This is a genomic window from Bacillus sp. B1(2022) (assembly GCF_040259625.1).
Taxonomy (GTDB): Bacteria; Bacillota; Bacilli; order Bacillales; family Bacillaceae; genus Bacillus; species Bacillus velezensis.
This window is the reverse complement of the sequence record NZ_JANIFO010000003.1, coordinates 339,002-351,185: the sequence shown is the minus strand read 5'-3', so window position 1 is coordinate 351,185 and position 12,184 is coordinate 339,002. Positions and strand designations below refer to the sequence as shown.

The window sequence follows — 12,184 nt, the reverse complement described above, 5'->3', positions numbered from 1 at the left end:
TACCTTCTTTTTTCTCTATTTTAACATGATTTTGTATGATTCGTTATGGTGTTTACTTCGTCTTAATAAATTCAGAAAGCTCATCCACTGAAACTTCGGCAGATTCACCGGTTTTGCGGATTTTCACTTCTACGATGCCTTCGTCGGCACGTTTTCCGACAGTGATGCGGATCGGAAGGCCGATCAGATCAGAATCAGCAAACTTCACGCCTGCGCGTTCAGCGCGGTCATCGTATAATACCTCATAACCTTCCGCCTGGAATTTGCCGTAAAGCTGTTCAGCAAGCTCTTTTTGCGCTTCGTTTTTCATATTCAGCGCCAAAATATGAAGGTCATACGGAGCAACGCTTTTCGGCCAGATCAAGCCTTTTTCGTCGTGATGCTGTTCAGCGATGGCTGAAAGCGTTCTGGACACGCCGATTCCGTAACATCCCATCAGCATCGGCTGCGCACGCCCGTTTTCATCAAGGTATGTCGCATTCATCGCTTCAGAGTAACGCGTGCCGAGTTTAAAGACTTGTCCGACCTCAATCCCTTCAGCGAAACGGATCGTGCCTTTTCCGTCAGGTGACGGATCGCCTTCCTGAATGATTCGAAGATCGGCATACGCTTTTACTGACGCGTCACGTTCGATGTTTACGTTTCGGTAATGACGGTCTTTTTCATTCGCGCCGCTAACGGCGTTTACCATTACTTTTACGGCTTGGTCGGCATAAATCTCAATGTCGCCGGCAGCGCCGATCGGCCCCGCAAATCCCGGCTCCGTGCCAAGTTTCTCTGCTACTTCTTCATGAGACGCAAGCTCAACCACTTCCGCGTTCAGAAGGTTTTTCACTTTCACGTCATTGACCTCATGATCGCCTCTTACTAACACGAGAACAAATCGGTCATCCGCTTTAAACAGCATTGATTTGATGCAGGCGCTCGGCTCGATCTGCAAGAACGAAGCGAGCTCTTCAATGCTTTTGACATTCGGCGTATCAATTTTCTCCAATGCCTCGGGTGTTTCATCTGACGGCTCGCTGTTCATGACAACTTCCGCCATTTCCGTATTGGCTGCGTAAGAGGAACCATCGGAATAAGCGATGGTATCTTCCCCTATTTCAGAAAGAGCCATAAATTCATGCGTGTCTTTTCCGCCCATCGCACCCGAGTCGGCAATAACGGGACGGACGTTTAATTCACAGCGTGCGAAAATACTGCTGTATGCGCCGTACATGTTTTGGTATGTTGCCTCCAGACTTTCTTCAGAAGCATGGAAAGAATACGCATCTTTCATGATGAATTCGCGTCCGCGCAATAACCCGAAACGCGGGCGTTTTTCATCTCTGAATTTAGACTGGATCTGGTAAAGAGTGAGCGGCAGACGCTTATAAGATTTCACCTCATCGCGCACGAGAGAAGTAATGACTTCTTCATGTGTCGCGCCTAAAGCAAATTCACGGCCGTGGCGGTCTTTCAGACGCATTAATTCAGGCCCGTACGTATACCACCTGCCCGATTCCTGCCATGTTTCAGCCTGCTGAAGGGCCGGCATCAGCATTTCCACCGCGTTGATTTTTTCCATTTCTTCACGCACGATCTTCTGAATGTTTTGAATGACCCTGTAAGCCAGGGGCATATAGCTGTAAACCCCGCTCGTATTTTGTCTGATAAATCCCGCTCTCAGCAGAAGCTTATGGCTTTTTGCTTCAGCATCAGCCGGCACTTCTCTCAGGGTCGGAATAAGCGTCAAACTTTGTCTCATGTCTTCGCACCTCTGATTTTTTACTAGTCAATTATAAGAATAAACGCTGGATATCGTTCCATGTGACAACCAGCATAAGAAGCATTAAGAAAGCTACGCCGATAAATACAACAAATGCTTCCTTGTCACGGTTTATCGGCTTGCCGCGGATTGCTTCAATGAATAAAAACAGCAGCCGCCCGCCGTCAAGCGCCGGTATCGGCAGCAGGTTGACAATTCCCAGGTTGATGCTTAAAAACGCCGCAAACTGGAATAGGTTGATAATACCGGTTTTTGCAACTTGATCCGTCATATCATAAATGCCGACAGGACCCGAAAGCATATCAAGCTTAAACTGGCCTGTCACAAGTTTGCTCAGATTGGTCAGAATCGCTTTTGTGACATCAACGGTAGATGTCGCGCCATAGGCAATCGCTGCAAGCGCGCCTTTTTCAGTCGGCGCATAAGAGCCGAAGCGGCCGATTGTTTTTTTATTTTCATCTTTTACAGCTTCAGGTGTAACCGAGATATGAAACGATTTGCCGTCCCGTTTGACGGCGACATCGATTTTTTTCCCGGGATTTTCTTTTACCGCTGTCACGATGTCTGTCCATGACCTCATTTTTTCACCGTTAATGCTCTGGATATAGTCGCCTTCTTTTAAACCGGCAGCCGCTGCGCGTCCATTGTCTGTCAGCTTCCCGAGCTCAGGCTGATTCGAAGGCACGCCTTGAATGAATCCAAGCATGACGAGAATGACATACGCTAAGATGAAGTTCATTATCGGACCGGCAGCAATCGCCTTAATCCGCTTCCATACGGGTTTAGACCCGAATTGTCGATTGTAAGGCGCAATCTGCACTTCTTCTCCATCTACGATAAAAAAAGAGGTCTGACTGACAGTAAAGCCCGCCAGTTCATCTTCTTTCCCCTGCTCGTACCCGGTAATCTTCATTTCGTGCTCAAGATCAGCCGTCTCCACCTCGATAATTAAAGCGTCGGGATATTTTTCCTTTTGATTAATGATGACTTTTTCCACTTCGTCATCTTTATTAAAAAGAAGCCCGACGGTATAACCGGGTTTGACTTCGATCATCTCCGGGTCTTCACCGGCCATGCGGACGAACCCGCCGACCGGAAGGAGTCTGATCGTATACACGGTTTCATTCTTTTTAAATGAAAAGATTTTAGGGCCGAAGCCGATCGCAAATTCACGGCAAAGGATTCCCGCTCTTTGGGCGAGCAATAAATGCCCGAGCTCATGGAAAAAAACGAGCGTTCCGAAAATAATAATAAACGCGATAACTGTATTCACGAACATACCACCTTATGTGAGTATTGAATTAACGTATCCCCGGGTGTCTTTGTCCACTTCTTGGATATCCGCAAGACTCGGATCCTGAATTACGCTGTGGCGGTCCAATGCTTTTTCAATCAGGTCCTCAATCGATAAGAATGAAATCCGTCCGGCAAGAAAAGCGGCAACGGCTTCTTCGTTGGCCGCATTTAAAACCGTCGGCATCGTTCCCCCTATTTTACCTGATTCAAAGGCAAATTGTAAGCAGCGGAACCTTTCAAAGTCAGCTTTCGCAAAATGGAGGTTTCCGATCTCCCATAATTCAAGCCTTTTAGTTTCAGGCAGAGGCAGACGGTCCGGATATGTCAGCGCATATTGAATCGGCACCCTCATGTCCGGATTTCCGAGCTGGGCGATGACGCTTCTGTCGTGGAATTCAACCATCGAATGAATGATGCTCTCCTTATGTAATACAACGTCAATCTGTTCATACGGAATGTCAAACAGCCAATGCGCCTCAATGACTTCAAGTCCTTTATTCATCATTGTAGCCGAGTCAATCGTAATTTTTGCACCCATCGACCAGTTCGGGTGGTTAAGGGCGTCGGCAATCGTTACAGACTCAAGCTCCTGCCGTGTTTTATCTCTGAAACTGCCGCCGGATGCCGTAATGACCAGGCGCTCGATATTTTTGCTCTGTTCGCCTTGCAGCGCCTGGAAAATAGCGGAATGTTCGCTGTCGACCGGAAGAAGAGGAACACCGTATCGTTTTGCGTGTCCTTTCACTATATGCCCGGCAGTGACGAGAGTTTCCTTATTTGCAAGCGCAATTGTTTTTTTCTGTTCAATCGCTTTCAAAGTCGGGATTAAACCGACGCTTCCAAGCAGCGCATTGACCACGATATCGACTTCGTCCATGACTGCCGCTTCAATCAGGCCTTCTTCTCCGATGCCGATTTGACATTCATGAGAAAAAGACGCTTCTTTCACTTTTTGGTATGTATCCATGTCGCCGACTGCTACATATTTCGGCTGAAACGTTCTGATCAACGGGATCGCTTTCTCGGCGTTTTTACCGAAAGTCATCGAGACGAGACGGAACTGATCTTGATGCATGCGCAATACGTCTAACGTCTGCTCCCCTATTGATCCTGTTGCTCCTAAAAGACAAATATTCTTCAAAATGCCACTCCCATTCTATGCGTCCAGATTGGTCTTATTTTCATATTAGCCTTTCTCATGAAAAAAGCGCAAGCAGAAAGTATAAGAACGGCATGACAAACAAAAAGCTGTCAAATCGATCTAAAATGCCACCGTGCCCGGGAAGGATTTTTCCCGAATCCTTCACATCATAGTGCCGCTTAAGCGCTGATTCAACCAAATCCCCGATCTGTCCGAACACAGACAAAACAAGCGTGATGACCAAAAGAACCGGGTATGAAATCGGAAGGTGCGCAAACAGCTGAAAAACAGCCGTAAAAATAAGGGCGATGACAATACCGCCGAGAAACCCTTCCACCGTTTTGTTGGGACTGATTTCGGGCCACAGCTTCCGCTTCCCGAGCGACTTTCCGACGAAATATGCGCCTGAGTCCGTTGACCATATGACAACGCAGGCATAAAAGATATACAAAAGCCCGTTTGTTTCAATGTTTCTGATTTCAATAAAATAATGAAAACACAGTCCGATATATACCGTCGCGAGAACGATAAACCCGACTTCGTCAAACGTAAAAGTGTTTTTCACGAGCACCGTATAGCTGAGCAGAATCAATACGGCGAAAATCGTTACTTCCATTTTCGCATCGAAAAAATGATACTTGTCCGGCATCATATACAGCCATAACAACAAGAGGCTGATCAGACCCGGAAAAGAAAAAAATCTGAGCTTTTTCATCCGCAAAAGCTCAAAAAGCGCTATACTTCCCATCACGTAAACAAATACGGTGAACGGCAATCCTCCGAAAATAACCAAAAATAAAAATAGTGCCGCTGCCAGAACACCCGTTAACAATCTTTGTTTCATTTCCACCATCCTCTAAATTCCGCCAAACCTCCGGCCCCGCTGCTGAAATTCTCCCACTGCCTGCAGAAAGTGATCTTCTTTAAAATCGGGCCACAGGACATCTGTAAAAACAAATTCACTGTAAGCCACCTGCCAAAGCATAAAGTTGCTCAATCTGATTTCTCCGCTCGTTCTGATGAGCAGCTCCGGGTCCTGGATTGATTCTGTCATTAAATGCCCGGAAAAGAGCGCTTCATCAATGTCTTCGATATTCAGCGTGCCGCTTTTCACCTGTTCAGCCAGTGCTTTTGCCGCATTGACGATTTCCGTGCGTCCGCCGTAGTTCAAAGCGAAATTGAGAATCAGCCCGTCATTTTGTTCTGTATCTTTTACGGCCTTCTCAATCGCCCTGTACGTATGAGAAGGGAGCGCGGATTCATCTCCGATAATTTTCACCTGTACATTTTCCTCTATTAATTCAGGAAGATACGTATTCAGGAACTCTTCCGGAAGCTTCATCAAAAAGTCGACTTCCATCTTCGGGCGCTTCCAGTTCTCCGTTGAAAACGCATAAAGAGTCAGAACTTTAACGCCGAGCTGACTTGCGAGCTTTGTCACCCTTTTTACCACTTTCATTCCTTCATGATGTCCTGCAATCCGAGGGAGTGAGCGCTTCTTCGCCCAGCGTCCGTTTCCGTCCATAATAATGGCAATGTGTGCGGGAATTTCACCCTTCAGTATGTCTTCTTTTGTATACCGTTCTAAGTTGGAAGCCGCATTCTGCTGATTCTTCCAATTTTTGAGTATGTTGAGCATGAGATTCCTCCGTCACCCAAAAAGGTTGCGTTGCTGATGATCAATGTAATCAACAGTATTAACAAAAAAACCCCCTGTAAACATGAGAGGGTCTTTTCACATTATCTATTGTACATAGTTTTTCATTAAACTTCCATGATTTCTTTTTCTTTGTCCTTCGTGACGCTGTCAATTTTTGACACATATTCATCTGTCAGCTTTTGAACGTCTTCACTGGAAGCACGAAGCTCGTCTTCTGTAATGTCTCCGTTTTTCTCAAGTTTTTTGAGGTCATCGTTGCTGTCACGGCGGACATTACGGACTGCTACTTTCGCTTCTTCCGCGTATTTTTTCACGACTTTGACAAGTTCTTTACGTCTTTCTTCCGTCAGAGCCGGGATCGCGATGCGGATAATTGTGCCGTCACTTGTCGGCGTTACGCCAAGATCAGCTTTCAGAATCGCTTTTTCAATATCGCCGATTGCCGTTTTGTCATACGGTGTGACAACAAGCATACGCGCTTCAGGCACATTGATGGAAGACAGCTGGTTTAAAGGTGTTTGGGCACCGTAGTATTCTACTGTCACTTTATCCAATAGAGATGGGTTGGCACGTCCTGCACGGACTGACGCCAATTCACGTGAATAAGCAGCAACCGCTTTTTCCATGCGTTCTTTTGTTTGTGTTAATACTTCGTTTGACAACGTTATTTCCCCCTTACGATCGTTCCGATTGATTCGCCGATTACGGCACGCTTAATATTTCCTTCTTCCATAATAGAAAAGACGATCAGCGGAATATCATTATCCATACATAGTGAAGAAGCCGTAGAATCCATGACTTCCAGCCCGTCTTTTAACACATCGAGATAAGATAATTTTTCGTATTTAACGGCTGACTCATCTTTTCTCGGATCAGCATTATACACACCGTCGACATTATTTTTCGCCATTAAGATCACGTCCGCTTCGATTTCAGCGGCACGCAGCGCTGCGGTTGTGTCCGTAGAGAAATAAGGGTTTCCTGTTCCCGCGGCAAAAATAACAACGCGTTTTTTCTCCAGGTGGCGGATGGCTTTTCTTCTGATGTAAGGCTCAGCGACCTGACGCATTTCAATTGATGTCTGCACTCTGGACTGAATTCCGAGCGTTTCCAGGCTGTCCTGCAGGGCAAGTGAGTTCATGACAGTAGCAAGCATGCCCATATAATCGGCCGTCGCACGGTCCATTCCTAAGTCACTGCCCGTTTTTCCGCGCCATAAGTTGCCGCCGCCTACGACTACGGCCACTTCGACGTCAAGCTCAGCGATTTCTTTTACCTGTTTAGCGATGGATTGGATGACAGTCGGATTAATGCCGTTTCCCTGCTCTCCTGCCAATGCTTCTCCGCTAAGCTTTAAAACGATACGATTGTATTTTGGTTTTTCCATAATAACCTCCAAGTGTAAACATTGCCGTTTCCTATTATGCAAGAGAAAAAAAGGTTTGTAAATATAGTTTTAAAAATAGGGAACACAAGTAGTGTCCCCTATACTGCCTGAAAAGCCGCGAAAGATTCGCCAAGGCTTTCCGCCATTATTTTTTCACTTGGTTCATAACTTCTTCAGCAAAGTTTTCTTGGCGTTTTTCAATACCTTCTCCAACTTCGTAGCGGACGTAAGTTTTAACAGATGCGTTTTTCGCAGCCACAACTTGTTTCACTTTTTCGTCTGGGTTTTTAACGAAAGCTTGGTCTAATAAGCAAATTTCTTCGAAGAATTTGTTCAGACGGCCTTCAACCATTTTAGCTACGATGTTTTCCGGTTTGCCTTCTTGAAGAGCTTGCTGAGTCAGAATCTGACGCTCATGGTTTGCTTCTTCTTCAGACACTTGGTCGCGGGAAATGTAACGAGGATTTACCGCTGCAACATGCATCGCGATGTCTTTTGCAAGATCTTCGTCAGTTGTTCCGCTAAGAACGGATAATACGCCGATGCGGCCTCCCATGTGAAGGTAAGCACCGAACGCTTCGCTGTCTTCTTTTGAAATAACAGCAAAACGGCGAAGAGTGATTTTCTCTCCGATTTTAGCAACGTTGCTTGTGATGTATTCTTCAACAGTAGAACCGTTTTCCATCTTTTGACCCATTGCTTCTTCAAGATCAGCAGGAGCGTTTGCAAGAAGGTGGTCAGCAAGCGTGTTCAGAAGCTCTTTGAAGCCTTCGTTTTTCGCAACGAAATCAGTTTCAGAGTTTACTTCTAAGATAACGCCTTTGTTGCCGTCAGTTTTAATAAGAGTAGAACCTTCAGCAGCGATACGGTCAGCTTTTTTAGCTGCTTTCGCAATTCCTTTTTCTCTCAGAAGGTCGATTGCTTTGTCCATATCTCCGTCAGTTTCAGTCAATGCTTTTTTACAGTCCATCATACCAGCGCCTGTTTTTTGACGCAGTTCTTTTACCTGCTGTGCAGTAATAGCCATTTGAATTCCTCCTTATATGTGTAAACAAGATATGTATAGATACATTTTTCTTGAAAAAAGGTGATAAAAGGCAGTCCCTCTTATCACCTTTTGATTAGGTTACGCAGTTGTCGTTTCTGTTTCAGGTGCAGTCTCTTCAGCAGCTTCCGCTTCTTCTTCGCCTTGCTTCGCTTCAAGAATAGCATCTGCCATTTTAGAAGTAAGAAGTTTGACAGCGCGGATTGCGTCATCGTTTGCAGGGATTACGACATCAATTTCATCAGGATCACAGTTTGTATCTACGATTCCGATGATAGGAATGTTCAATTTGCGAGCTTCCGCAACAGCGATGCGCTCTTTGCGAGGATCGATGATGAATAATGCATCAGGAAGATCCTTCATGTCTTTAATTCCGCCGAGGAATTTTTCAAGACGCTCTAATTCTTTTTTCAATTGAACAACTTCTTTTTTCGGAAGTACTTCAAATGTACCGTTTTCTTGCATTTTCTCGATGTCTTTCAGACGCTTAATGCGTTTTTGGATTGTTTCGAAGTTTGTCAGTGTACCGCCCAACCAGCGTTGGTTGACATAGTACATGCCAGAGCGTACAGCTTCTTCTTTAACAGAATCCTGAGCTTGTTTTTTTGTGCCGACGAAAAGGATTTTTCCGCCTTCAGCAGCAAGGTTTTTCGTGAAGTTGTAAGCTTCCTCTACTTTTTTCACTGTTTTTTGAAGGTCAATGATGTAGATTCCGTTACGCTCCGTGAAAATGTAACGCTTCATTTTTGGGTTCCAGCGGCGTGTTTGGTGGCCGAAGTGAACACCAGCTTCAAGCAATTGTTTCATAGAAATAACTGACATGTGATTTCCTCCTAATAAAATGGTTTTTTTCCTCCGCTTAGGTCATTTTTGTGCAGAACTGCCGTTTGCAGCACCCTCTGCATAAATCGTTAAGCGTGTGTATTTAACACCAAGACATAATATAACACAGCTTTATGCGACAATCAAGAATCCTTTACAGCTTTGCCGCGAAATTTTAAAAACAGCTCGATTTCTGTCTTTCCGCTCTGCATCCGTTTGGCGATTTCCGCGGGGGTGAGCCCTTGTTCATATAATTCTGAAACACGTTCTTCAAACGAATGCGCACCGTTGTTTTCATCACTTTCAGCCCGTTCCGTTGCACTGATGAGCTTTTCCATGTGGTCCGGAATATCAGGCTCTTCTTTCGGTTCCGCCATGGGTTCGGCGTCTTCTGCGTCCGGCGCTTGACGGCTTTTTGCGTCTTCGAGTCTTTCATTTTCTTCTTTCAGCTCAAGCAGAAACGCTGCAAGGGTGTTTTCCGTCTCTTCAAGAATCTTCTTCTGCTGGCGCTCTGTCTCCTTGAGGGCTGAAAACCTCGTGTACAGAATAATGACGGCATAAAGCAGTACGCCGTGAAGCACAAAGCTTAAAAGCCATAATAGTGTTGACATGTTTTTCACTCGCTAACCATGAGTTCATTATTGAATTACTTTTTCAAGCAGATGCTTTAATTTAAACAGCGCCTTTGAATGAATCTGTGAAATCCGCGACGTCGAAAGGTTCAGGACTTGTCCGATCTCGGTCAAAGTCAGTTCTTCTTTATAGAATAAACTGACGACAAGCTGCTCTTTTTCAGAGAGCTCGTGAATTTTGCCCGCAAGCTGAGCGATCAGCTCGTCCTTCATGATTTTTTCTTCCGGCGGCACATTTTTGTCATCTCTGATCATCACTTGAATATTCTCACCGTCATCCTGGTCATGAAGCTTTTCATCAATTGATAAGAGATTGGCAAAAAACCCTTCATTCATCGTTGATACTACGTCCTGCTCCGTCATCCCCAGCTCTTCTGCGATCTCTGAAGGCGTCACATTCCGAAGGTAGCGCTGTTCAAGTTTTTCGATCGCCGCTTCGACTTTTTTTGTCTTCTCCCGTGAAGTTCTGGGCAGCCAATCTTCTTTACGCAGCCCGTCGATGATTGCACCGCGAATTCTAAACGAGGCATAGGTATCAAATTTTAAATCCCGGCCGGGGTCAAATTTTTCCAGGGCATCATATAAACCAAGCATACCAAGGCTCATTAGATCGTCTTTATGCACCGATTTCGGCAGTCCGACGGAAATTCTGCCGACATGATATGTGACCAGCGGCATGTAACGGCGCATTAAATCATCACCGGCTTTAGGATCTTTCCACTCTTTCCAGCGCGACCAAAGCACCTGATCTTCATAATTCAAGGATTGCATTGTTATCCCCCTACCTCATACCTTTATTAAATCGTTGTTTCACCTTGTTTAACAGTTCGAATGTGCAGCATGCAGGACCTTGGCTCAAATTCAATCGTCCGGCCGCTTGAGCCGCCCGTATCTTCACTGATGACCGGAATGTTATACAATGAAAGCTGCTCTTTGATGGCCGCTACATTCCTCGGACCGATTTTCATCAGGTCGTTTGTCATTTTAAACTTAAACATCTCCGCTCCCCCGGCGAGTTTTGCCTTCAGGGCAAACTTGCGGCAGCCGGCTTTCAAAAGCATATCAATCGTCATCTTAACGGCGGTGTCCGCGTATTTTGCACGGTTGAGCTCCGCCGTTTTTGATAAACCGGAGTCCGGCAGCATGACGTGAACGAGTCCTGCCGTTTGTTTGTCTTTATCGTATAAAACCAGCCCCACGCATGAACCGAGTCCCGAGGTCCGGATTTTATCCGGGTAACGCGCGACTTGAACATCCGCAATCCCCACTTTAACGACTGCGGCTTCCGCACGGCTCATAAAGCCGCACCCAATGAGACGAAGAGCTTTTCAAAAGAATCATAGTCCGGGAGCATAAACATGTGAGCTTTGAGCTCCTGCCGGCTGCCCTGGTCAAAAATAGAAGTATCCACGACAATGGCATGCTCTCCGACTTGGCTGAGCTCCATCAGCCCTTCACTGATAACCGCGCCGAACATATCAAGTGAGATTTCCGGCACGCTCGGGTAAATCTCAAGTTTTGTCAAATCAGCCAATGCCGTTAAATAGGAACCTGCTAAAATATTGCCGAACTCATGTAAAGCAGAAGAACTCAAATGATCTTCGCCCAACTGGTCAATATCAAAATCCGGATTTCCGATCAGCTCTCTGATAAACTGTTCCGCCTGATGGAAAGGCATGATGAGAAAGATAGAGCCGGTCATGTCGCCTTCCATTCTTAAAAAGATACTGGCGACCGGCGTTTCAGCCCCGCCGAAAAAATCAGCAAGCTCATCAAATGTCAATAAAGTCGCAAACGGCACTTCCATGTCTATCTTTCTGTTCAGCAGCTGAGCCATTGCAGAAGCCGAGTGACCCGCCCCGATATTTCCGACTTCCCGCAAAATATCCATCTGCTCTTCTTTGATCGCTTCAAACTTACTCATGTTGTCTTTTCCCCTTTAAGCATTAGGCTCTCCGGACGCAGATGCCGAAGCACCTTTATCCAGCACCGCATGCGCATCGATAATATTGAGGAGCCTGTTATCTTGCTTGACGATCTGTTTAATCCACACATCCGTTTCCTTTGTCTGGCTTTCAGGCGCGGATTCGATTTCATTTTCATGCACGGTGATGACGTCATTGGCCTCATCCACGACCCATCCGACATCGGCGTCACGGTAAGAAATGATGATAATCCGAGTCTCTTCTGTGATGTCCTGTTCAGGCTGATTCAGACGTTTTCTTAAATCAAGAACCGGGGTAATCACTCCGCGCAGATTGATAACACCGCGGATATAAGATTCCACACCCGGGACCCTCGTCGGTTTTTGCCACTTTTCAATTGATTTCACCTGGGAAACTGAGATAGCGTATTCTTTCCCGTTTATCATAAACACAATCATTTTTTCACCTGTTTTGATTTCAGCAGTCATTCGGGCACCTCCTCGTGTCG

14 protein-coding genes are annotated in these 12,184 nt (G+C 45.8%); all 14 read right to left on the bottom strand.

Annotated features, from left to right (window positions below; all coding sequences use genetic code 11):
- Positions 1–52: 52 nt before the first annotated feature.
- The 14 genes from proS to cheW all read right to left on the bottom strand — a co-directional run bounded on the left by proS (position 53) and on the right by cheW (position 12,164).
- A complete protein-coding gene (proS, locus tag NQS30_RS07885) occupies positions 53–1,747 on the bottom strand; it encodes a proline--tRNA ligase (RefSeq protein WP_218791633.1) in 1,695 nt (564 codons plus the stop codon).
- Positions 1,748–1,778: 31 nt separating this feature from the next.
- Positions 1,779–3,047 carry an RIP metalloprotease RseP gene (gene rseP / locus NQS30_RS07880; protein WP_007611459.1) on the bottom strand — a complete coding sequence of 423 codons (1,269 nt, stop codon included), beginning with the start codon at positions 3,045–3,047 and terminating at the stop codon, positions 1,779–1,781.
- Between the two features lie 6 nt (positions 3,048–3,053).
- Positions 3,054–4,205, bottom strand: a complete 1,152-nt coding sequence (dxr, locus tag NQS30_RS07875; RefSeq protein WP_015239865.1) for a 1-deoxy-D-xylulose-5-phosphate reductoisomerase — start codon at positions 4,203–4,205, stop codon at positions 3,054–3,056.
- Positions 4,206–4,260: 55 nt separating this feature from the next.
- Complete coding sequence (locus tag NQS30_RS07870) at positions 4,261–5,058, bottom strand: phosphatidate cytidylyltransferase (RefSeq protein WP_007409796.1); 798 nt, start codon at positions 5,056–5,058, stop codon at positions 4,261–4,263.
- A 3-nt stretch (positions 5,059–5,061) separates the two neighbouring features.
- The gene (locus tag NQS30_RS07865) at positions 5,062–5,844 is read right to left on the bottom strand and encodes an undecaprenyl pyrophosphate synthase (RefSeq protein ID WP_007611457.1); all 783 of its coding nucleotides are present in this window, start codon (positions 5,842–5,844) and stop codon (positions 5,062–5,064) included.
- A 125-nt stretch (positions 5,845–5,969) separates the two neighbouring features.
- Positions 5,970–6,527 (bottom strand): ribosome recycling factor, encoded by a 558-nt coding sequence (gene frr, locus NQS30_RS07860; RefSeq protein WP_003154212.1) that lies wholly within the window; start codon positions 6,525–6,527, stop codon positions 5,970–5,972.
- Positions 6,528–6,529: 2 nt separating this feature from the next.
- Positions 6,530–7,252, bottom strand: a complete 723-nt coding sequence (gene pyrH / locus NQS30_RS07855) for a UMP kinase (RefSeq protein ID WP_003154213.1) — start codon at positions 7,250–7,252, stop codon at positions 6,530–6,532.
- Positions 7,253–7,397: 145 nt separating this feature from the next.
- Positions 7,398–8,279 carry a translation elongation factor Ts gene (gene tsf / locus NQS30_RS07850; protein WP_007611455.1) on the bottom strand — a complete coding sequence of 294 codons (882 nt, stop codon included), beginning with the start codon at positions 8,277–8,279 and terminating at the stop codon, positions 7,398–7,400.
- Between the two features lie 99 nt (positions 8,280–8,378).
- Positions 8,379–9,119 carry a 30S ribosomal protein S2 gene (gene rpsB, locus NQS30_RS07845; protein ID WP_003154215.1) on the bottom strand — a complete coding sequence of 247 codons (741 nt, stop codon included), beginning with the start codon at positions 9,117–9,119 and terminating at the stop codon, positions 8,379–8,381.
- Between the two features lie 143 nt (positions 9,120–9,262).
- Positions 9,263–9,730 (bottom strand): DUF6115 domain-containing protein, encoded by a 468-nt coding sequence (locus tag NQS30_RS07840; RefSeq protein WP_122503908.1) that lies wholly within the window; start codon positions 9,728–9,730, stop codon positions 9,263–9,265.
- A gap of 27 nt (positions 9,731–9,757) precedes the next feature.
- Entirely contained in the window at positions 9,758–10,522 is a 765-nt protein-coding gene (sigD, locus tag NQS30_RS07835; RefSeq protein WP_003154217.1) for an RNA polymerase sigma-28 factor SigD, read from the bottom strand.
- A 26-nt stretch (positions 10,523–10,548) separates the two neighbouring features.
- Positions 10,549–11,049: a chemoreceptor glutamine deamidase CheD gene (gene cheD / locus NQS30_RS07830; RefSeq protein ID WP_015239863.1), complete on the bottom strand. Its 501-nt coding sequence runs from the start codon at positions 11,047–11,049 to the stop codon at positions 10,549–10,551.
- Entirely contained in the window at positions 11,046–11,675 is a 630-nt protein-coding gene (gene cheC / locus NQS30_RS07825) for a CheY-P phosphatase CheC (protein WP_003154222.1), read from the bottom strand. Before cheC ends, cheD begins: the two co-directional genes overlap by 4 nt.
- A 15-nt stretch (positions 11,676–11,690) precedes the next feature.
- A complete protein-coding gene (cheW, locus tag NQS30_RS07820; protein WP_003154225.1) occupies positions 11,691–12,164 on the bottom strand; it encodes a chemotaxis protein CheW in 474 nt (157 codons plus the stop codon).
- Positions 12,165–12,184 lie beyond the last annotated feature (20 nt).